The 20,634-nt window shown below is 60.6% G+C and carries 20 protein-coding genes; 12 read left to right on the forward strand and 8 right to left on the reverse strand.

The annotated features are described in order from the left end of the window. The first annotated feature begins 69 nt into the window (after nt 1-69). Nucleotides 70-1,611 (forward strand): methyl-accepting chemotaxis protein, encoded by a 1,542-nt coding sequence (locus M0D68_RS08970; RefSeq protein WP_200618527.1) that lies wholly within the window; start codon nt 70-72, stop codon nt 1,609-1,611. Nucleotides 1,612-1,695: 84 nt separating this feature from the next. Here M0D68_RS08970 and M0D68_RS08975 read toward each other — a convergent pair whose 3' ends face one another. Then, nucleotides 1,696-3,045: an aromatic acid/H+ symport family MFS transporter gene (locus M0D68_RS08975; protein WP_093641549.1), complete on the reverse strand. Its 1,350-nt coding sequence runs from the start codon at nt 3,043-3,045 to the stop codon at nt 1,696-1,698. Nucleotides 3,046-3,352: 307 nt separating this feature from the next. After that, entirely contained in the window at nt 3,353-3,943 is a 591-nt protein-coding gene (locus M0D68_RS08980; protein ID WP_093641546.1) for a TetR/AcrR family transcriptional regulator, read from the reverse strand. Nucleotides 3,944-4,169: 226 nt separating this feature from the next. On the opposite strand from M0D68_RS08980, the gene M0D68_RS08985 reads away from it, so the two are divergent. The 11 genes from M0D68_RS08985 (at nt 4,170) to M0D68_RS09035 (ending at nt 12,683) form a co-directional block, all read left to right on the forward strand. After that, nucleotides 4,170-5,498 carry an SRPBCC family protein gene (locus M0D68_RS08985; protein ID WP_093641543.1) on the forward strand — a complete coding sequence of 443 codons (1,329 nt, stop codon included), beginning with the start codon at nt 4,170-4,172 and terminating at the stop codon, nt 5,496-5,498. Between the two features lie 5 nt (nt 5,499-5,503). Continuing rightward, nucleotides 5,504-5,896: a hypothetical protein gene (locus tag M0D68_RS08990; RefSeq protein ID WP_200618526.1), complete on the forward strand. Its 393-nt coding sequence runs from the start codon at nt 5,504-5,506 to the stop codon at nt 5,894-5,896. Between the two features lie 38 nt (nt 5,897-5,934). Continuing rightward, a complete protein-coding gene (locus tag M0D68_RS08995) occupies nt 5,935-6,351 on the forward strand; it encodes a cupin domain-containing protein (RefSeq protein WP_200618525.1) in 417 nt (138 codons plus the stop codon). Beyond that, nucleotides 6,348-6,680: a cupin domain-containing protein gene (locus M0D68_RS09000; RefSeq protein ID WP_093641535.1), complete on the forward strand. Its 333-nt coding sequence runs from the start codon at nt 6,348-6,350 to the stop codon at nt 6,678-6,680. The genes M0D68_RS08995 and M0D68_RS09000 overlap by 4 nt, the downstream gene beginning before the upstream one ends. Beyond that, on the forward strand, nt 6,677-7,936 hold the full coding sequence (locus M0D68_RS09005) for an NAD(P)/FAD-dependent oxidoreductase (protein WP_266224209.1): 1,260 nt from the start codon (nt 6,677-6,679) through the stop codon (nt 7,934-7,936). Before M0D68_RS09000 ends, M0D68_RS09005 begins: the two co-directional genes overlap by 4 nt. A gap of 2 nt (nt 7,937-7,938) precedes the next feature. Next, nucleotides 7,939-8,553, forward strand: a complete 615-nt coding sequence (locus M0D68_RS09010; RefSeq protein WP_200618524.1) for a nuclear transport factor 2 family protein — start codon at nt 7,939-7,941, stop codon at nt 8,551-8,553. Beyond that, on the forward strand, nt 8,550-9,536 hold the full coding sequence (locus M0D68_RS09015) for a dihydroorotate dehydrogenase electron transfer subunit (RefSeq protein WP_200618523.1): 987 nt from the start codon (nt 8,550-8,552) through the stop codon (nt 9,534-9,536). Before M0D68_RS09010 ends, M0D68_RS09015 begins: the two co-directional genes overlap by 4 nt. Then, nucleotides 9,530-10,468, forward strand: coding sequence for a dihydroorotate dehydrogenase (locus tag M0D68_RS09020; protein ID WP_093641524.1), 939 nt, complete (start codon nt 9,530-9,532; stop codon nt 10,466-10,468). Before M0D68_RS09015 ends, M0D68_RS09020 begins: the two co-directional genes overlap by 7 nt. Next, nucleotides 10,465-10,836, forward strand: a complete 372-nt coding sequence (locus M0D68_RS09025) for a non-heme iron oxygenase ferredoxin subunit (protein WP_200654691.1) — start codon at nt 10,465-10,467, stop codon at nt 10,834-10,836. Before M0D68_RS09020 ends, M0D68_RS09025 begins: the two co-directional genes overlap by 4 nt. After that, complete coding sequence (locus M0D68_RS09030; protein ID WP_200618522.1) at nt 10,833-11,930, forward strand: asparaginase; 1,098 nt, start codon at nt 10,833-10,835, stop codon at nt 11,928-11,930. The genes M0D68_RS09025 and M0D68_RS09030 overlap by 4 nt, the downstream gene beginning before the upstream one ends. 150 nt (nt 11,931-12,080) lie before the next feature. Continuing rightward, the gene (locus M0D68_RS09035) at nt 12,081-12,683 is read left to right on the forward strand and encodes a hypothetical protein (protein ID WP_234488105.1); all 603 of its coding nucleotides are present in this window, start codon (nt 12,081-12,083) and stop codon (nt 12,681-12,683) included. Between the two features lie 137 nt (nt 12,684-12,820). On the opposite strand, the gene M0D68_RS09040 is transcribed toward M0D68_RS09035, so the two are convergent. From M0D68_RS09040 to M0D68_RS09065, 6 genes are all read right to left on the reverse strand, one after another. After that, nucleotides 12,821-13,942 carry a porin gene (locus M0D68_RS09040; RefSeq protein WP_093641512.1) on the reverse strand — a complete coding sequence of 374 codons (1,122 nt, stop codon included), beginning with the start codon at nt 13,940-13,942 and terminating at the stop codon, nt 12,821-12,823. Between the two features lie 198 nt (nt 13,943-14,140). Further along, nucleotides 14,141-14,848 carry an ethyl tert-butyl ether degradation protein EthD gene (locus tag M0D68_RS09045; RefSeq protein ID WP_200653616.1) on the reverse strand — a complete coding sequence of 236 codons (708 nt, stop codon included), beginning with the start codon at nt 14,846-14,848 and terminating at the stop codon, nt 14,141-14,143. 43 nt (nt 14,849-14,891) lie between these two features. Further along, entirely contained in the window at nt 14,892-16,358 is a 1,467-nt protein-coding gene (locus M0D68_RS09050; RefSeq protein WP_266224246.1) for an amidohydrolase, read from the reverse strand. Further along, entirely contained in the window at nt 16,358-17,842 is a 1,485-nt protein-coding gene (locus M0D68_RS09055) for an amidohydrolase (RefSeq protein WP_244179474.1), read from the reverse strand. Before M0D68_RS09055 ends, M0D68_RS09050 begins: the two co-directional genes overlap by 1 nt. A gap of 123 nt (nt 17,843-17,965) precedes the next feature. Beyond that, nucleotides 17,966-19,294 (reverse strand): MFS transporter, encoded by a 1,329-nt coding sequence (locus tag M0D68_RS09060; RefSeq protein ID WP_093641502.1) that lies wholly within the window; start codon nt 19,292-19,294, stop codon nt 17,966-17,968. Nucleotides 19,295-19,518: 224 nt separating this feature from the next. Next, nucleotides 19,519-20,508 (reverse strand): LysR family transcriptional regulator, encoded by a 990-nt coding sequence (locus tag M0D68_RS09065; RefSeq protein ID WP_266224210.1) that lies wholly within the window; start codon nt 20,506-20,508, stop codon nt 19,519-19,521. Nucleotides 20,509-20,634 lie beyond the last annotated feature (126 nt).

Raw genomic sequence — 20,634 nt, forward strand, 5'->3', positions numbered from 1 at the left:
AAGAGGCTTGAAGAAGTATGTCGTGAATGCCGTTAAATGTACTAGATAGTTACAAATTGGGGCGGTCACATGAAGTTGTCCACCAAGTTGCTGGCTCTGGTCGTCGCGGCCTTGCTCGGCGTCGTACTCGTGGCGGCAACTGCCGTTCAGACTGTACGCAGCTCGCTTGTCGACAGTCGGCGGGAGCAGATCGTTATTCTTCTCACGAAAGCCGAGCATCTTGTCAATCACTACCACGACCTGCAGTCGCGTGGCGTGATGACGCGCGACCAGGCCCAACAGGCCGCCAAAGACGCCGTCTCCCAGCTTAATGCGAACACGAAGAGCTACTACTGGGTCACCACGGCCGATGGCGTGAACCTGGTCCACCCGAATGCCAAGTTCATCGGGACCAAGGCTAAGGGCAATAAAACCACGACCGGATTGACCGACAGCGAGGCTTACCGTCAGGGCATGGCGGCTTCGCATATCGCGCTCGTCGACGTACTCGTGAAGCGCACGCCGGATGCGGACCCGGAGCCAAAGTTGCAAGGCGTGGTCGCGATACCCGATTGGGACTGGTGGATCGGCACCGGATTTTTCTATGACGACATCAACGCCGCGTTTATCAAGCTCGTCATCGTTCTGGGGTCCATTGCAGCCGTCATCTTCACCGCGGTTGGTGTGATCGCATGGACCGTGACGCGCAGCGTGAAGCGGGCGCTCGGCGGGGAGCCTGCTTACGCGGCTCATATCGCCACGCAAATCGCGGACGGCAATTTGGGCATCGAGGTTGAAGTGGGTCGGGCGTTACCGGGCAGCCTGCTGTACGTGCTGAACGACATGAAGTCAAAGCTCGCGGCCGTCGTGTCGGAGATTCAGTCGGCGAGTCATTCGATCGCGACCGGTTCAGGCGAAATCGCACAAGGTAACCTCGATCTGTCGCAACGCACTGAAGAGCAGGCGGCGTCATTGCAGGAAACGGCTGCCAGCATGGAGCAGATTACGGCGACCGTTAAGCAGAACGCAGACAACGCAAGACAGGCAAACGGGCTCGCCAATGCCGCGACCGAGGCCACAGCGCGTGGGGGTTCCGCGGTGCAGGAAGTGGTCGGCACGATGAAGCAGATCGAGAGCGAGTCGAAGAAGATCGCCGAGATCACCGCGGTCATCGAAGGCATTGCCTTTCAAACCAACATCCTCGCGCTCAACGCCGCTGTCGAGGCAGCGCGGGCAGGCGAGGAAGGGCGCGGTTTTGCTGTCGTGGCCGGCGAGGTCCGCGCCCTTGCTCAACGTAGCGCTGCAGCGGCGAAAGATATCAAGAGCCTGATCCAGGCGTCGGTGGCGAATGTCAGCGGCGGCACGCGGCTCGTCGAGGTAGCAGGTGGCCGGATGGCCGAGATCGAGCAGTCGATTCGCCGGGTAACCGACATCATGGGCGAGATTTCCTCCGCGTCGGACGAGCAGAGCACTGGCATTGAGCAGGTCAGCCGGGCCGTGTCGCAGATGGATGAAGTGACGCAGCAGAATGCTGCGCTGGTGGAAGAGGCGGCCGCGGCTGCGGCGTCGCTCGACGAACAGGCGGCGCGCCTGCGTTCTGTGGTGGCGGTATTTCGGGTGGCTGGGCAATAGGTTGTTGTCAACGGATGCATCGTGAATCCCCGTTGCCCAGATTGTTGATCTGTATGTCTAAATATATTGTTGTTTTTTAGAAAATCAATTTTCGACAGGGATCCCCATCGAGTTCTGAAACGAGAGGCTGCGCTCAGGATTGCGTGTCAGTGCGATAGCCATGGCCGCGACGAGCGCCGATCCCGCGAAGGCGAAGAAATTCCACTTGACGTCGACACCTTGTGCCACCAGATAGGCGCCCACCATCGGACCGCTCATCGCGCCGAAGCGGCCGATGCCCACGGCCCAACCCGTTGCGCTCGCCCTTGCATGGGCGCGGTAGTAGTTGGCGATGAAGCCGAGTTGAACCATCGCGACACCGATGCTTCCGAAACCAGCCAGCGCGACCAGGATGTAGTTGACGACGAGACTGCTCTTGATCGCGAGCCCCGAGATTGCCAGGGCGCCGATCACGTATCCGCCACAGATGGTTTTGCGTACGCCCAGGCGGTCGCTGATTCGGCCGATCAGGATTCCGCCAATGGCGGACGACAGCATGAAGACTGCGAGAAACGAAAGGCTTGAGCCGAGGTCGTAGCCCAGTTTGCGCATCAACTGCGGCAGCCATGTCCCCAATCCATAGATCACGAGGACGGCAGCGATCTGCGCGATCCAGAGACTGATCGTCGCCCATCGATTCTGTTTTGAGAACACTTCGCCAAACACGGCGCCGATCGAAGGTTTGGGCAGTGCGTCTTTCGGGAGGTGTTCCGGGCCGAACATCCTGATGCCGAGTTTGGCGGCGAGAACTTGCGCCTGTGCCTGTTTTCCACGAGCGATCAGAAAATCGAGTGATTCTGGCAACAGGTACAGCAGAAGCGGAAGCGCGATGAGCGGACTTGCGCCGAGCGCGACGACGAACCGCCATCCATGCGAACTGAGAAAAGCGATCCCGATCAATGCCGACAGCAGCGCACCAATCGAATAGCCCGAGTACATCAGCGCAAAGTTCAGATTGCGTTTCCCGGATGGCGAATACTCGACTGTTAGCGCGGCAGCGGCGGAAATGACACCACCCAGACCGAGTCCACCAGCAAAACGCGCGACTGAAAATGCAAAGGGCGTTGGCGACCAGGCTGCGCCGAGCATCGATACCGAAAACAACGCGACACATCCAACTAACAGCCGCTTGCGACCCACCAGGTCGCTGACGACGCTGATGAAATATGACCCGAACAGCGTGCCGAAGAGCGCGGCGCTGCCCATTGCGCCAATTTCGATCGGCGTCAGCTTCCAGGCCTGATCGGCGAGCAGAGACGGCACGATCGTGCCCATCACGCCGATGTCGTAGCCTTCCGCGACAATCGTCAGGAAACAGAGGATCAGAACCAGATAGGTGGTTCGCGCAGGTGGATCGAACGGGTGGCTTGCTGAACTATCGGATAGTGCGGCCATTGAAGACACCTCAGGTGGTGAGCAACACAGATCATGGGTAGGAGCGTTATGGCTTCCCGCTCGTGACCAGGCTTGTGTGCAAAGCCATCCGTCCATACAGAGCGGCCGGACGCGACGCCAGGACCGATGCACCAGGCGGCCGTTGCGTCGCTTCGAATCCGGATACGCGCGGAAAGCAGCCGACGTTGCGGCCTAAATACAGAATGACATTCTTTATTGTGGCGTGTCAAAGAATTTCAAAATTGTCTTTTTATTTTTTCTTCTGACAACCGGCGAGCGGCACCAGCGGGAACCGGCGTCGCAGTGTTCAGCGGGCCTTCGGACTCGTGTCGCCCAGCAACAGATCAGTCATCAATGCGGCGATTCGTTCGATATCCCGCACGTCGCCGATGCGATGGTTGATGACGAAGCCGTCGAACGCCATCCAGATCACATGCGAGATCAGATCGTCGCGTGCGACTTCCGCGCGCTCGGGCGGCAACGATTCGCGCAGCAGCCTGGTCAGAAATCCCTCCACCGAATCGAGCAGTTTCACGGGCTTTCCCATGTTCGGCGGCGCGCTTGCCAACGCGTCGATCAGTGCATTCGCGAATGCCTGGTCGGAGGCTGGAATGTCAGCCCATAGGCCCGTCAGGATTCGTCGGATCTTTTTCTTCGGATTGGACAACAGCACCACTTCCGCTCGAAGCGCGTCGAGCTGCTTCATCAGCCATGGCTGGTAGAGCTCGTACAGGATAATGAGCTTCGAATCGAAATAGACGTAGAGATTGGCCACGGTCGTGCCGGCCTGGCGCGCGATTTCGGTCATCGTGGTCGCGGAATAGCCCTTCTCGCTGAACGCCGAAAATGCGGCGGCCAGAATCGCCTCCCGTACTTCTGCTTTTTTTACCTGCGGCACTGGATCCCCTGGATCGGTTGGTTTTCGCATTCTGGCGGAGAGGGCCGGAGCGATATCCCCGCCTGCACGCCCGTCATTCTAGCAACCGTCCTCGCGGCGTGAGCGATCGAGTCGCACATCGGCGCTCAACACCTTTGGCCGGAAAGACTTGACAGCATAATTTTTCAAAAACAGAATGACATTCGTTATTCGACGAATTGCATGTTCCTGTTGAGGATTTTTGCTGATGAACGAGATACCCGCCCCGGAAGGCACGCTCACTGCGCGGTATGCGCATCTCGGCTCGGGCTTGATCCCGGTCGAACCTTACATCTCGGCCGAGTACTACGAGCGGGAAAAGGCCCATATCTTCAAGAAGACCTGGCTGCAGGTCGGCCGGGTGGAGGAGATTCCCGCTGCCGGTGACTACTTCGTTAAAAAACTGGACGCTTGCGACACGGAAGTCATCGTGGTGCGCAACAAGCAGGGCCAGATTCGCGCGATGCACAACGTGTGTTCGCATCGGCTCAACCAGATTGCGTATGACAAGACCGGCCACACGCGCAAGTTCTTCTGCAAGTTTCACGGCTGGGCATACGACCTCGACGGCAAGCTGACGGGTGTGCCAGATGAAAAGTGTTTCTTCGGAATCGATTTCAAGGATTACGCGCTGACCCGCGTTGCTTGCGACGTGTGGCAGGGCTTCATTTTCGTCAACATGGATCCGGACCCGAAGATGTCGCTGGACGACTTCATGAAGCCGATGTACGGCGACATCGAAGGCTATCCGTTCGACAAGATGACGGTTGGTTTTGCATGGGAGACGGTGGTCGATTGCAACTGGAAGCTGGCGCTCGACGCATTCCAGGAGGCGTATCACGTCGCCTACGTGCACGGCAATTCGATCGCCGATGCAATCGACAGGAGCGAGGGTGGAAGCATGCCGCCGCTCGACGCGTTGTGCGGCGACTTGCATCGACGGCTGTCTCTCGCGGGCAACCAGAAGTCGGTCTACGGTAATCCGAAAGCTGTTACGTCAGGCGGCGTGGCCGCCAGCGAGGCGCTGTCCGATGCCGGTTCCAAACGGCCGATTGCCGCGTCGGCCTTGCGTGCGGGCATCGGCAGCGCGCGCCACGCGTTTCCGCTCGACGCACTGCCCAAAGGCGTGAACTGGACCCAAAGCGCGAACTGGCTGTTCGATATCAACGTCGTGTTTCCGGACTTCTATCTGTCGCTGCGGCCCAACTATTGCCAGGCATACAACTTCCGGCCGATCGCGCACAACAGGACGCTGCTCGAAGCGCGCGTGTACTACCCGGAAATGACGACGCCGGGTGGCCGCTTCTTCCTCGAGTACATGAAGGTGGCGCTGCGCGACGTGCTCCTCGAAGACCTGAGCACGCTCGAACGTACGCAGCGTGCTGCGGAAACGGGCGTGAAGAAATTCATGGTGCTGCAGGACAACGAACTGCTGGTTCGTCACAGCTATCACGTCATCGAACGCCTGCTGGCCGAAGCGGAAGCGGACGCGGAAGGTAAAGCGGCCGTCAGCAAAGCCGAAGTGGTTACGGAGTAAAGATCATGGAACAGAAAATCATCGTCATGCCAAAGCGTGAGGCGCGAACCGTGCCGGTTGCACTGCCCGAAGTGTTCAGCGATCTGGCTTGTTTTGTCGGAATCTGGGCGCTGCCCACCGAGACCCAGCGCAACACGCAACGCCATACCGTCGGCATGGACGCGATCGTCGAGTTCAAGGACGCGATGCTGCCGAAGGTCGACGAGATCGTTGTATGGCTGAACCAGTACGAACTCGCCTGCCTGCCGGAAGAAGCGAAAACGCTGATGTACCTGTTGCTTTCGTTTGCGGAGATCGCGCCGGCCGTCGAGTTTTACCAGCAGCCGGCGGTGATCGACGGATACGATCCGCGCCGGTTCGTCGCCGATGAAACGTTCACGATGCGTCCGGCCATCTGAAACTGCCGCGACGTGCTAATTCGGATCAGGAGAGCGTTATGCCGAAGTGTCGGATATTTGGAATCGACGATGGCCTCAAGCAGGTCGTCGCCGACGGACTCTATATGAAGACGATGATCGGCCAAACGATAAGCGTTGCCGTTATCAAGTTTGTGGAAGCCGCCGGGCGCGGGCTGCCCGCGAAGGCGCACGATCACGGCGAGGAAGCATCGTTGCAGGTGCGCGGTGCGTGTTCGATCTTCGAGGTGCACGCCGGCGGCCCGGAGATCGAGCGACCGATGAATGCCGGCGAGGCGATGATCATCCCCGCCGGGTTGAGCCATTACGGTGTGAATCGCTTCGAAGGCGCGGGCGTCAGCATGAGGCTCAACGTGGTGACACCGCCGCGCGCCGAATACGGCAGCGGTGACGAAACCCCGTATTACCCGCTCGCCGATCGGGAGAACGCATCGTGACCCGCATCGAGCAGTGCCTGCTGGTTTCCGAGCCGGCTGCATCGTCAGCCATGCAGACCGCGGACGGCGATGCGCTGGCCGCCACAACACAATTGCTGTCACGCGACGAAACCGTCGAGTTCGGCGAAGACGTGCTGGGCGAAGAGGTCGGTGCGGTGCTCGAAGGACGCGTCGACATTGTCGCGGCACACGAGCATTACATCCTGTCTGAAGGCGAGGCGATCCTTATTCCGCCCAACGAACCGCGCCGCTATACGTGCGTGTCGGACCGCTGCGTGCTGTACCGCGTGACGGTGCGTATCGCTGCGGATCAGGAGCGTCAGCCATGACTGCGTCGCATATCGCGATTGTCGGCGCTGGGCACGCTGGCGGACGTGTCGCGCAGCATCTGCGCGCGCTCGGGCACGCCGGCCGAGTCACGCTGATTGGCGCGGAAGTGCATGCGCCTTATGAGCGCCCGGCGCTGTCCAAGGATTTGCTACTCGGCACGAGTGCCCAGGAAAGCCTCGCGCTGGCGCCTGCGGAATTCTGGTCGGTAGACGCGTTGACGGCTGCGCGTATCGAACGGATTCACGCGTGCGCCGATTCGCTCGATATCGACGCACGGCGCGTGCAACTGGACAACGGACGCAGCGTCGATTTCGACCTGATGGTGGTTGCCACGGGCGGCGAGGCGCGACGTCCCGCTTTCATGACCGCGGCAATGCCCGGCGTACACGTGCTCAGAACACTTGATGACTGCCTTGCGTTGAAAGAGTCGCTCGTGGGGTGCAGACGGCTTGCGATTATCGGGGCGGGCGTGATCGGAATGGAAGTCGCGTCGACTGCGATCGCGCTCGGCGTGCCCGTTACCGTACTCGAAGCGGGCAACGGCATCATGAATCGCTGTCTGCCGCCTCTCGTGGCCGGTTGGTTGGCGCAGCAGCACACCGCGCGAGGCGTCGAGTTGCATACGGGCGTCAGTGTCGAGCGGATCGTGGCGGCGGAGAGGCAACAGACGAATGTGCTCCGGCTGCGAGTCGATGCCACACGCAATGGCGTGCCGTTTGGCGTCGACGCGGATTGCGTGCTGGTTGCGATCGGCGTCGATTGCAATCCGCGTTTTCTGAAGCACACGGGCCTGTCTGATGCGCGCGGTATCACCGTGGATGCGTTCTGCCGAAGCCCGCAATTGCCATGGCTTTACGCGGCTGGCGACGTCGCCTGCACGCTCGACAGTGACGCCGGTTTTCATTTGCGCCAGGAAACCTGGCGCAACGCGGAGAACCAGGCACGCGCCGTCGCGGAAATCATTATGGGGTGCACGCAACCGTATCGGGAAACGCCGTGGATGTGGACCGATCAGCTCGGCCACGCGATTCAGGTAACCGGTCTGCCTGAGGCTACCGATGCAACCGTTGTGCGCGGCGATCTGAATGCGGCGAACGCGACCGTCATATCGCTGCGTGACGGCTGCGTGAGCGCCGGCGTCACGATCAACCAGAGCCGCGACCGGCGCTATCTGGAAGCGCTTGTCAAATCACGCAAGCGGATCGATCCGCAACAGCTTGGCAACACGCTGGTTTCACTGAAGGAGCTGGTTTGACGATGAACAGCCCAATCGAGAAAACCGTGGCGGGAGATGCCGCTTCGCTCGAAGCGCGCGTGGCGCGGCTCGAAGCGGTCGATGCGATACGCGCCCTGAAAGCGCGTTACGCGGCGTTGGCCGACGCCAAATACACCGCCGACTATCAGCGCCAACCCGAGGGCGTGATGCGCGAGATCGCGCGTCAACAGGCGGAATGCTTCACCGAAACGGCGGTGTGGGTCGGTGGCTCCGGATTCGGTGACAACCTGGTGGGCCGCGAGAAATTGGCCGACTGGTTTCAACGATCGCCGTGGCTATTCGCGATGCACTACTACGTCAGCGAAACGCTCACCTTCATCGACACTCACAACGCAGTCGGCACATGGCGCTTGTGGCAACTGGCCCTGCGCGACGATGACGCACGCGCCGTGATGCTTGGCGCCGTCACCGAAGAGAAGTACGTGTGCGAAGCGTCGGGTGACTGGCTGGTGCGGGAAATGCGATTTACGCAGCTTCACATGCTAGAGCCCGGCGCCCAACCGTTCCCGCTCGCGAGCGATTTCGCCTCGCTGAATGCGAAGCGTGTGAGCGAGCAAAGGACATTGATTCGACAGGATACGACGGAAGAAACATGACAAGCTTACAGACAGACGCCTGCGCGGCGGAGAGCCTCGCATCGGACAACGACGCGCAAACAACGGGCGGCCGTTGCAGCAGCGAAACGCGAGCAACAGGCAAGGTGGTTCCGCTGTGTGCACATCGCGACGACGCAGCATCCGCTGCGGATCTAACGTACAGCCGGATACCGTCGATCGCGGAGAACCAGTGTGTCGTGCGTTCGAACGAATGGGTGAATCCGGAATACAAGCATCTCGTGTTGAGCGCACCAGACCTCGCGTTGACCGTACGCGCCGGACAGTTTTTCCATCTGGCGTGTCCGCCTTCGAACGATGAAGTGCCGTATTTGCGCCGGCCGATGAGCATCTACCGCGTAGCACCAGAGAATCAGCGCATCGAGTTTCTTTACAAGGTGCAGGGCGTCGGCACGCGCGGCCTCGCGCAACTGAACAGGGGCGACACGCTCGACGCGCTCGGACCGCTAGGCAAAGGCTTCGATCTTCCTGCGACGACCGGCGCGGCTCACGTGCTGCTGCTGGCGCGCGGCGTCGGCCTCGCGACGATGGCGCCGCTTGCGCAAGAAGCGATTGCGGCAGGCGCCCGCGTGACAGCCGTGCTGAGTGCGCGCAGTCCTTCGCTGGTGATGTCGGCGGACTATTTGCGCGACGCAGGGGCCGACATCGTCATCGTCACCGACGACGACCAGACCAGCGACGTGGTTCAGGTCGAGCACCTGATCCGTCGCCTCCACGCGTCCCGGCCTGTCACTTTTGCAACGACGTGCGGGTCGAACCGGTTGCTGTCGATGCTTCAACGCGTTGCTGCGGAATTGCAGATTCCCGGCCAGATCGCACTTGAGCAGCACATGGGCTGCGCGATCGGCGCGTGCTATGCGTGCGTGCGCCCGTTCCGCAAGTCCGCCGGTTCCGACGAACTGACCTATCGCCGCGTGTGCTGGGACGGTCCCGTCTTCGATCTTCAGGAAACGACATCATGGTAGACCTCAGCGTCAAGATCGGCTCGCTCACACTTGCCAATCCGGTCATGCCCGCGTCCGGCACCTTCGCGGAAGGCACGTCTCGGGTGTTCGACCTCGACTGCCTCGGCGCGATCGTCACGAAGACGATCACGCAGGATATCCGCGAAGGCGTGCCGCCGCCGCGCGTCGCCGAGTTTCGCGACGCCACGCTGTTTTCGATCGGCATTCCGAGCAAGGGCAGTGATTACTACATCGAGCAGACTGTGCCGTTCTATCGCCGCTACACCCCACCGCTGGTCGCAAGCATCTCGGCGAACACGATCGAGGAGTTCGGCACGCTGGCCGCGAAAATCGCGGTGCCGGGCGTGGCCGCGATCGAGGCGAATGTGTCGTGCCCGAATCTGAAAAAGGATGGCCGCGCGTTCGGCATGGATCCGGAGGCGACGTATCAGGTCGTCAAGGCAATGAAGGAAGCGTGCGGCCTGCCGGTCTGGGCCAAGATGACGCCGAACGCGGGCAATGTGGTCGAAGTCGCGCTGGCCGCGGAAGAGGCGGGCGCGGATGCGCTTGTCGTCAGCAACGCGATTTTGGCGATGGCGATCGACGTCGAGACGTTCCGGCCGCGCGTCGCGAACGTGATGGGTGGACTGACCGGCGCGGCAACCCGCCCGATCATGCTGCGCATCGCGTACCAGTGCGTGCAGGCCGTCAAGATTCCGGTGATCGGATGCGGTGGCATCGGCACGGCAGCCGATGCGCTGGAATTCCTGCTGGCCGGTTGCCGCGCCGTGCAGGTCGGCACGGCCAACTTCGTGTCCCCCACCGCGATGCCGCGCCTGATCCACGATCTCACTGCTTATTGCGAGCGGCACGGCGTATCGAAACTGTCCGACCTGATCGGCGCTGTACGGATGCACGAACCTGTCAAACTTCAACAGAAGGCGGCCCTATGAACGCGATTCACGAAATCAGGGCGGCGTCCGCAGGCGACTACGTCCGTGAGGACGACGGCTGGTATCGGTTGGGGGCGATGGAGCAGGTGTTCGGCTCGCGCGCGTGTCGCGGGATCGAACTGGAGGGTGTCAAGGTCGGGCTGTTTCTGATCGATGGCGATGTGCACGCGCTCGACGATATCTGTACGCATGGCGCGGCGCTGCTGAGCGACGGCGAATTCGACGGGCATGAAATTGAATGTCCGCTGCATGCAGGTCTTGTCGACGTGCGCACGGGCAAGGCGTTGTCGGCGCCGATCACGCGGGATACGCGCCGCCACGAGGCAAAAATCGTCGGAGACGAACTGTTCGTTCGTCTGCAAGCATGAAGCACGATGACATGGAAACGCGGATTGCGTCGCGCGATCTTGTGCGTCCGCGAATCGCGGTGATAGGCACGGGCGGCACCTTTGCCATGCATGGCCGCCACCGCTTCGACTGGATTGAATATGCCGACAGCGGCGTGATTCATCCGATCGACGATCTGTTGGCGCGGCTCGGTGAACTCGCGCCGGACGTCGACGTCGTGCCGATTCCGTTCCGCAGTCTGGGCAGTGTGGCGATTACGCCGAAGGACTGGCTGGAGCTCGCCGCGCTGATTCGCGATACAGCCGCGGCCGATCCGTTGCTGACAGGCTTTGTCGTCACGCACGGCACGGCGACGCTTGAGGAGACGGCCTGGTTTCTTGACCTTGTACTGGCCGTCGAGCAACCCGTTGTGCTGACCGGCGCGCAGCGCCCCGCGAACACAGACGGCAGCGACGCCGCGGCGAATTTGCGCGGCGCGGTCGCGCTCGCGGCGGCCTCGGCCTCGCGCGGCGCCGGCGTGCTGGTGACGATGGGCGGATTGTTTTTCGCGGCACGAGACGTGACGAAGGCGGCCAGTTTCGAGCTCGCTGCATTCGAAGCGCCCCCATACGGACCGCTTGGCCGGATCGACGCCGACGCCAGCGTGGTGTGGCGTCGTCGCGCGTTTCGTGATGGGCAACGGGGTTCGGCATTTTCTGCGGTGCTCGATCACGCCTCCATGCGTGCGTTCACGCTGCCGAGGGTCGATATCGTGACATCCTACGCAGGTGCCGACGGCACGGCGATCGACGCTTTCGTTTCGGCGGGCGCCCGTGGCATCGTCTGCGCGGGGCTTGCGCCTGGGCGGCCGGCCGCCGGCGAAATGCGCGCGCTCCGGGACGCTGTGCAGGCGGGCGTGGTGGTCGTTCAGGCGACGCGCGCGCCGCGCGGCGTGGTACCGGTGCAGCGTTTTCTCACGGTTGACGGAATACTGGTCGGTGGCGATCTGACGCCCGCGAAGCTGCGCATTGCGCTGATGCTTGCGCTGGCCGCGGATCATTCGGGCGGGGCTGTGCCTGACCGGGTTGCGAGCGTCGATGTCGAACGCTTGCAGGCATGTCTGCTCGACCTATGATGACGCGTTCTCTTTCCTACGTATAACACCTACGTTCAGGCAATCATGCAATTCTCCTACCTCGTAACGTTTACACATCCAGATGCGAACGCGCGCATTAGTGACGCGGATTTACAAGCCATCACCGATTGCATTCGGACCACGCCTGCCATGAGCCGCGCGCGCTTATATACGCCGCAGAGCGCGAAAGACTTCTACACGAACGACGGCCCGTCGCCGATTTTCGCGTTCCAGCTCGACTTCGAAAAGCTCGCGGCGCTCGAAGCCGCAATATCCGCCGACGGGCACCTCCAGCAGATCGCTCGCACGGAATTCGAAAGTCTGAAGCCGTCTGCAGTCGAACAGCAGGTCATGGCGCGCCGGCCCTATCCGGTGCTTGACCCTGAGGCCAAGGTGCCGGATGGGGCGCTTCCCTGCCAGTTCCTGGTTCACTATCCGGGGCACGCTGAAAACTTCGACGAGTGGCTCACTTACTATCTGGCGCACCACCCGCAAATCATGAAGTTCTTCGACGGTGCGCGTGAGATCGAGATTTTCACGCGGGTCGATTGGGTCGATGCTATGCCGTGGCGCAAGGTTCACTACATGCAACGCAACAAGCTGATGTTCGATAGCGCCGAGGCGATTACCCGTGCTATGAATTCGCCGGTAAGACATCAGATGCGTGCGGATTTCGAGAAATTCCCGCCGTTCGAAGGGAGCAATATCCATCATCCCATGTCGGCGAGAACCTTCTTTGGTGAGACCCGCTAAGGCGACACCGTGAGCGCCGTTGAAAACGCGTGCGATGCATTATTTCAGGTCGTACCGCGAGGTGTGCCGCCGGAATGCGCTTCGATCAGTTCGCGCATCCTCCAGCACACATTGCCGTTGTTTCGAAACCAGGGTTCCTAGAACTTCTTCCGGATCCCGACCAGGGCCATGAACTGGCTGTCGTTGCTGGACATTGCCGTTCCATTGAGAATCCACGCATGAGCCGTACCTGCGGCCCGCTGGTAGACAAGGTTGCTGTACAGGTCAACTGTCTTCGACAGGAAGTAGTTGACCCCCAATGCGCCCTGGTTGTAGTGCGTATTCCCACCTGCGGCAACGGTACTTCTCTGTGTGGTGTAGAGATAGGCTGCAGTTAACACCGTAGCGGGCGTGAGCTGATAGCGTAGGCTCGTTTCGTAGTTGCTGAACTTCAGTGTGCCGCCGACGGTCGCGTCGAAGTCCGCATGCGTATAGATGATGCTCGCGAGCAGCGCGCCGAACGTATACGTGCCGCCGGCGCCCCATACCGTGTGCTTCGCAATGCCGCCGGCAGCAATCGTCGGAAGCGCGCCATACGTGTTGTCCGACGCTTCCGCACCGGCTGTGCCGTAGCCTGGTTGATTGACCGTAAAGAAGCCCGCATCGAGGTGGACCGGACCGTTCACATAGTCGGCGCTGCCGCTCCATAGGCGGTTGGTATTGATCTGGCCGGCGAGGTTCGAAAACGCATACAGGACCTTCGCGGTGAAACCGGCGATGGTAGGTGTCGTGTACTTGACTGCATTGTTGGGCCTGAACGTGCAGTTCATGTCGTCGTTGTCATACGGATGGAACGTATAACCCGACATGTAGAGGGCGGCCATTTCGTTGCCCACGTCTTCCTGGAACGGCATGTATTGGCGGCCGGCTGTCACGGCTCCCCAACTGTTGTTGACGAGGCCCACGTACGCGCTGCGGCCGAACATCCGGCCGCCTTGTCCGAGCGCACCGTTCTGAATGTTGAAGCCGTTTTCGAGCCTGAAGGTGGCTTGCGTACCGCCGCCGAGGTCTTCGAAGCCGAGCAGGCCCCACCGGTTCGCCGACATGGCGCCGGGCAACGCCTGAATGCCGTGATTGATGTGGCCGTTGGTCGAACCCTGGTTGCTCGTGTAGCCAATTGCCGAATCGACGAGCCCGTACAGGGTCACACTGCTTTGCGCGTGTGCGGTGCCTGCGATGGAGCCGAGCAGGGTAGCGGTGACTAGAACTTTCCTACACATTTTAAACATCCTCTTAAAGTGCTGCGTAGATCGCTCGAAATGTTGTTAGTGGTATTCGATTTTTCGAGGCGATTCGTTGACGAAGTTGATTTCCAAACGCAATTGGTTATTTTTTAATAAGTATTACTAATATTGAAGCGTGTGATACGAGACAGCGAATGAAAACTTATCTGGTTTGTCTTTCTCCTTTGGTTTCGGCTAAGACTTCTTGTTGTCCGGAGCGATTACGTTGGTGAGCATCGGGTAGTGGCAAGCTCGTCCCGAGAACGCCGGAAACCGTCCATTGTCTTCCCGCATTCGCGCACGAACGGGCGACGTCAGCGCCTCGGCGAGCAGTTGCGACGAAGGGAAGGTCAGCATGTTTCGCTGCATGTAGTTCACGCGCGTCCATGGCATCGACTCACACCAGTCGACCCGGGTGAATACGTTGACCTGCCGTACATGCGGGTAGTCGAGCATGATCTGAGGGTGATGGGCGACGTAGTAGGAAAGCCAGTCGTTGAAATTTTCCGCAGCGCCCGGGTAATGCACGAGATAGCTGCACAACGCCGGTTCCGCGGGCGTCGTCGTGAGAGGCAGAAACGTACGGGTGAGCATGGCTTGATGCGTGACCAGGCTTGCGCACGGCGCGAGCCAGTCATCCGACTGCGCAAGCCGCCAGAGATGTCCGCCCTCGGTGACTTGTGACTCGAGTGCCTCGAGGCTGGTGAACTCGAGCCGCAGCGCGAGCAGGGGCGAAGGGCCGTCGTCGTGATAAGTCGTGATCTGGGCGGGCGTATAAAGCTCGGCCTTCATCAAGTCAGGCGTCGCGCGGATGGCTTCCTGAATGAACTGACAATGTGCCGCGCTTACCCGCGCATGCGGATCGTGCTCGTTAGTCGCCGTGATGAAGTAGGAAAATGTCATGGATCAGGTCAGGTCAAGTGCGTAAAAGGAGTGCGGTTGGGCGCTAGGTTAGGTGTCCCTTTTCCGTCCTTTTCTTTTCCGTCCTTTTACGCAGCGGTGGCGCGAGTACCGATTCGGGAATTGGACAGACATAGGGACGTCCGCCAGTGAGGCACGCATGTTCTGCCTGAGCTGCGTCGATATGTGACGGCTCCGTCAGCAGATCCAGCGCGGTCGCCGCGAGTACCTTTGCCGCGTGCAGCATTCCTTTATGTGCAGCGGGCAGTTTTCCCTGCGACACCAGTTGCCACGTGTGCATGTTGGTCCCCACCGCGTAGCAAGCGCCGAGGTACTGGGTTGTCGGCACGACCCAGCTCACGTCTCCCACATCGCTCGATCCAGTCAACGAGCCCGGTTCCTCGTTCAATGGAAGCGGCGTGTCGGCGAGTCCATGGGCACCAGCGGGCCCGCGATAGGCGTCGAGACATTCCTGCAAATCACCCGCGCTGATGTTTCCGGCGAGCCGCGTGACGAAATCGCGATCGGACTGGTCGAAGGGAGGAGGGCCGAAACGCTCGAGGTTATCCATGATCAAGGCTTCAATCGTTTCGTTGCGCAGCACGTCCGAGCATGCGCGATCGACTTCGACCTCAACGGTTGTTTCGGTCATCAGCGCAGCGCCCGCGCCGATTCGTCGAACGCGCTCGATTAGCGCCCACGCCTGCTCGATGTTCGGCGCGCGGACCACGTACAGCACTTCGGCACGGGCCTGAACAACGTTTGCAGCGAGGCCGCCGGCATCGGTGATCGCGTAATGGACGCGAGCCTCGGCGGGCATATGCTCGCGCAGGAAATTCACCCCGACGTTCATCAGTTCAACCGCATCGAGCGCGCTGCGTCCGAGATGGGGTGAAGCCGCCGCGTGCGAGGCCACGCCGGAGAAGCGGAAAAATGCCTGCATCACCGCCAGCGATTTGTACTTGAAAATCCCCGAGAACGGGCCAGGGTGCCAGGTCAATGCGAAGTCGATATCATCGAATACACCTTCGCGAGCCATGTAGGTCTTGCCGGCGCCACCTTCCTCGGCGGGGCATCCGAAGTAACGGACGATCCCAGGCAAATCCTGGGAAAGGAGGTAGTCGCGCGTGGCTACTGCGGCCAGCATCGCACCGACACCAAGCAGATGATGACCGCATCCGTGTCCGCTACCTCCGGCACATACCGGGCACGCTTCTACGGCCGCGGCTTGCTGGCTCATGTTCGACAACGCGTCGTATTCGCCCAGAAACCCGGCGACGGGTCCTTCATTCCCGGCTTCCGCGACGAACGCCGTGGGCAGACCGCCCAGGTTTCTCGTGATCCGAAATCCTTCGCGCTCAAGTAACTCGATCTGCGCTTCGACTGAGCGAAATTCTTCCCAACGAGTCTCGGCAAGATCCCAGATCCGATCCGCAAGATCAATGAAGTCGTCACGCTTTGCTTCGACGAACTGCTCGACGAGTCTGATCCGTTGGTTATCTTCGCGCTTCATCACGCGTTACCCCCGGCGTATTGGTGCGGAAACGCCCCCCGAACCGAGCCTCTTTGCGTTCGGCCGTCTTTAGCGACGGGAGGAAGCACGTCGTCCGGAATGGGGCAGATGTAGGTTTCACCCGCCGATTGCTCACGCAATTCCGCCTTGGCCTGTTCAAGCAATGAAGGATTCGCGTAGAGCGCTGCGGCGGTGGCAGCCATCACCTTCGCGATCTGCAGCATGCCTTTGTGCGCGATCGACGATTTGCCTTGGGCGACCAACTGCCACGAATGGAACGGCGTGCCCAACGCGAAGCAGGCGCCGAGACAGCGGGCTGTCGGCACGACCCAACTGACATCGCCTACGTCGGTCGACGCGGGCAACAACGATGGCATCGATGCAGCGGGTAGGACCCCGTCATGCAGAACTCCCGTGAGCCGATGGGCGCCGAAAATCGACAAGCTGCCCAGTGCTTCGGCGGGTGAAATGGCGGCGTGCATGCGCGCGGCAAAATCGTGATCGACGGTGTCGAACGGCGTCGGACCGATTGCGAGCATGCGCTCGTACATCAGATCGGACAGGACCTTGTTGGGCCTCATATTCGACATGGCCTTTTCCACCCGGCATACGACGGTGGTGTCGGTCATCATCGCGGCGCCGTCCGCGATCTTGCGCAGCCGGTCGAGTAGCGAATGGATCGTGGAGAGTTCAGGTGCGCGCAATTGATAGACGACCTCGGCACGAGCTTGAACGACGTTGGGCGCCGTCCCACCCGTATCGTGCAGCGCGTAGTGAAGGCGGGCATCGCTCGGAATGTGCTCGCGCAGATAGTTGGCGGCGACATTCATCAGCGTGACGGCGTCGAGTGCGCTGCGCCCCAGGTGAGGCGCGGCCGCCGCGTGTGCGGCGAGACCGTTGAACGTGAAGCGCGCATGGAGGGTCGCAAGGGTGGTCATCGCATCGATGGCGAGGACGCTGGCAGGATGCCAGGTAAGCGCGGTGTCGAGATCGGCAAAAGCGCCGGCTCGCGTCATGAACGTCTTGCCGGCTCCGCCTTCCTCAGCGGGGCAGCCGTAATAGCGAACCCGGCCCGCACGCCCGGACGCGTGAAGCCAATCCTTGATGGCGAAAGCGGACATCAGCGCCGCGCCGCCAAGCAGGTTGTGACCGCAACCGTGTCCGCTGCCGGCATCTGGTGCCGGTTGCCGGGTGGCGGAGTTGGCGACCTGGCTGAGGTGAGGCAACGCGTCGTACTCGCCGAGAAAGCCGATGACCGGGCCGCCGTCGCCGGCTTCGGCGACAAACGCAGTAGGGATACCCGCAACGTCTCGCGTGATCCGGAAGCCATGCCGCTCTAGCTCGCGAATTTGCAATTCCGCCGACTCGTACTCCGCATAGGCCGTTTCAGCGAGATCCCACAGCCGGTCGCTCAGGTGCACGCACACATCACGGTACGATTCGATCCGCGCGGCAATCTCTTGATCGAGTTGATCGAAATTCACGTGCTCTCCGGTTCGATTGACGCACGAAACCCGTTGCCGTTCGACCCGTAATCGAAATGACATGCCAGGCCTCGCAGTCGAATGACGAACATGAATAAATAATTCGGCTGGATCGACGGACTGCTAGATTCCCGCTTTGGCGCGGAATACGCTGTTGCGTCCCATCGTTGCGCGATGTCGCATGTAAAGCGTCAGCACGGCGAGCAGCGAAATAGAGTTTGCGGCGAGCAGATACCAGGCCGGCGACATCGGGTCGGCCGTCCTCGCGGCGAGCCATGCCACTACCACCTGCGCGCTGCCGCCGAAAATCGTGGTCGGCACGCTGAAGCAGACGGACACGCACGTGCTGCGAATCGCGTTAGGAAATATCTCGGGAATGAAGCACAGTTGAAACGGCGCCATCAGCACGCGCAACAACGTCAGCAGCGCAACCATCGAAAGAAAGGTGACGGCCGTGCCGTTCTGGGTGACCCACACGAATGCCGGCACGATCGCCAGTACCGTCAAAACCTGCGGCAGTACCATCCACTTCGTATTGGGAAACCGGTCGTAGATCAGGCCGGCGGCCAGGGATGCGAAAATTCCCACGCCGCCTGTGATGAGGCCGACCAGCATCGAGGTCGACGTGGGCAGGTGCAGTACGCGCAGGCCGTAGGTCGTCATGTAGTACCCGACGACATATACCGTGATCGTCGGTCCGATTATTACGGCACACGAAAGCAGCAAATCGGAAAGGTGCTTGCTGACAATGGTGGATACGAGCTCACCCGTACCTTTGACCGCAGACTCGGTATTGAGGGTTTCGCTCAACTGCGTCCGGATATACAGTCCGATCGGCGCAATCAACAGACCGATGACGAACGGTACGCGCCACCCCCACTCCTCGAGCGCCGCCGGCGACAGCATCGACGACACGACGTAGCCGACCAGCCCGCCCAGCAGCGAAGCCACACCTTGGGTCGCGAGCTGCCAGCTCGTATAGAAGCCGCGCCGGTTCGACGACGCCATTTCGAGCATGTACGTTGTCGCGGGTCCCATTTCGCCGCCGGCAGAAAACCCTTGTAGCAGACGGCCGATGACGACGAGTATGGGCGCCACCACGCCGATCGTCGCGTACGATGGTGTGAACGCGAGGATGGCGGTGCCGAGTGCCATCAAACCGATCGTCAGAGACAGCGCCGCCTTGCGTCCCGAACGGTCCGCGTAGGCGCCGATCACCAGGCCGCCGATCGGGCGTGCGACGAAGCCGACGCCGAACACCGCGACCGATGCGATCACCTGGCTCGCCGGAGAAAACGCCGGGAAAAAAGCCTTGCCGATGAATACCGCAAAAAAGGCGTAGACCGTGAAGTCGAAGAATTCCAGGGCGTTGCCCACGACCACCGCAATGAAGTCGAGGGTCGATGCTGTGCGGACTGTCGGGTGCTCACACCCGTTTGCTTGATTTGACACACCCGTCTCCGAATTGGGTTAGCGCCGGCACGCTTGCCGTGCGATTGAAAAAATAATGACGTTCTTTTTTGGTATCGTCAACGTGTCAAAAATTTGCTTGGCTTTCCTGAACGATTGATGATTCGGAAAGCGCGCACGAAGCAATCTGGCGTCATGCTGTCCGGCATGACGAGAATGGATTGCGTCAAGGAGAAACCACTCGCTGCGCAGCGAGTGATTGCTGCCTACAGCAGGCACTCGACAGAGTGAAAGAGCCGGCGCTTGAAAGGATCTTCGGATGCCATGGAGGTGCGGATCACGCTGGTCAGACACTCCACAAAGTATTTGGCGGCATTGCTGAGTGGTGCGGCGCGCCGGTATATAAGACTGATCTCGGCTTCGGCAATGGAGTCGACCAGCGGAAGGACCGTCAATCGTTCCTTGCTCACGAGCAGTTCAGCGAGCGGCCATGGCATCAGCGTCAACATGTCGGTGCTTGCGACCAGCCCAAGCGCGATCGCACTGGAATGCGATATATGAATGCGTGGTTCGTAGACGCGGCAATATTCGGTGAACGCATTGGTCGCGGCGAGTTCGTCGACGGAGGAGTCGCGGTTCAGAATCCACTCGGCGTCCTTCAATTCATGCAGCGATCGACACCCTGCCAGACGATGTTCCGTCCGGCCGACTACCGCGTAACCGGTGCGAAACAACGGGACATGGGTGAACTCCTCCGTTTGCCTAACAGAGCTAGCCCTTCCAATCGAGATATCGAGCGTTCCGTCACGCAATCTTGGTATCGACACGGTTGCCAATCCTTCGAAGAATTCGATCTTTACCTCGGGCATACGCGTCTGGAACAGGCCGACAACCTCTCCAAGCAACGTTAGACCGACCCACGACACCGCTGCAATCGACAGGGTGCCGTCCCTCTTACCGGATAGCCGCTCCATTTCCTGCCGCGCTCGCGCCAACTGTCCGACTGTCAGCCTTGCATGCCCGAGCAGCGTCTGACCTGCTTCGGTCAGCGTCACACCCGTAGCCTCGCGTACGATCAGCGTGACATTCAGGTCTTCCTCAAGCTCACGTATCGCCTTGGTAATGGCGGCCGGCGAGAGGTCCGTGGCGCGGGCTGCGTTCCGGATACTGCCGGTGTCGGCGATCGCAACAAGTGCGCGGAGTTGATGTAGCTTCATGGTCAATGTATGACACCAAATTTTTTCAGGAGGAGACAACCGGGAGTCAACGGCAACACTTTCATTGAGTTGTTGGCCGCTTATCTGTCGACATACTCTACGCCAGCAGAAAGTGGAAAAATTTGCGCCGGCTTACCGGCGCGAATCTTTCGAAACGACTACCGA

Origin of the sequence: Paraburkholderia sp. SEWSISQ10-3 4 (assembly GCF_030464785.1) — a bacterium.
GTDB lineage: Bacteria > Pseudomonadota > Gammaproteobacteria > Burkholderiales > Burkholderiaceae > Paraburkholderia > Paraburkholderia aspalathi.

Excerpts from the sequence above, each read along its gene's own strand:
- M0D68_RS08970 (WP_200618527.1), top strand. The coding sequence starts at position 70 with ATGAAGTTGTCCACCAAGTTGCTGGCTCTGGTCGTCGCGGCCTTGCTC.
- M0D68_RS08975 (WP_093641549.1), bottom strand. The coding sequence starts at position 3,045 with ATGGCCGCACTATCCGATAGTTCAGCAAGCCACCCGTTCGATCCACCT.
- M0D68_RS08985 (WP_093641543.1), top strand. The coding sequence starts at position 4,170 with ATGAACGAGATACCCGCCCCGGAAGGCACGCTCACTGCGCGGTATGCG.
- M0D68_RS08990 (WP_200618526.1), top strand. The coding sequence starts at position 5,504 with ATGGAACAGAAAATCATCGTCATGCCAAAGCGTGAGGCGCGAACCGTG.
- M0D68_RS08995 (WP_200618525.1), top strand. The coding sequence starts at position 5,935 with ATGCCGAAGTGTCGGATATTTGGAATCGACGATGGCCTCAAGCAGGTC.
- M0D68_RS09005 (WP_266224209.1), top strand. The coding sequence starts at position 6,677 with ATGACTGCGTCGCATATCGCGATTGTCGGCGCTGGGCACGCTGGCGGA.
- M0D68_RS09010 (WP_200618524.1), top strand. The coding sequence starts at position 7,939 with ATGAACAGCCCAATCGAGAAAACCGTGGCGGGAGATGCCGCTTCGCTC.
- M0D68_RS09015 (WP_200618523.1), top strand. The coding sequence starts at position 8,550 with ATGACAAGCTTACAGACAGACGCCTGCGCGGCGGAGAGCCTCGCATCG.
- M0D68_RS09020 (WP_093641524.1), top strand. The coding sequence starts at position 9,530 with ATGGTAGACCTCAGCGTCAAGATCGGCTCGCTCACACTTGCCAATCCG.
- M0D68_RS09025 (WP_200654691.1), top strand. The coding sequence starts at position 10,465 with ATGAACGCGATTCACGAAATCAGGGCGGCGTCCGCAGGCGACTACGTC.
- M0D68_RS09030 (WP_200618522.1), top strand. The coding sequence starts at position 10,833 with ATGAAGCACGATGACATGGAAACGCGGATTGCGTCGCGCGATCTTGTG.
- M0D68_RS09035 (WP_234488105.1), top strand. The coding sequence starts at position 12,081 with ATGAGCCGCGCGCGCTTATATACGCCGCAGAGCGCGAAAGACTTCTAC.
- M0D68_RS09040 (WP_093641512.1), bottom strand. The coding sequence starts at position 13,942 with ATGTGTAGGAAAGTTCTAGTCACCGCTACCCTGCTCGGCTCCATCGCA.
- M0D68_RS09045 (WP_200653616.1), bottom strand. The coding sequence starts at position 14,848 with ATGACATTTTCCTACTTCATCACGGCGACTAACGAGCACGATCCGCAT.
- M0D68_RS09050 (WP_266224246.1), bottom strand. The coding sequence starts at position 16,358 with ATGAAGCGCGAAGATAACCAACGGATCAGACTCGTCGAGCAGTTCGTC.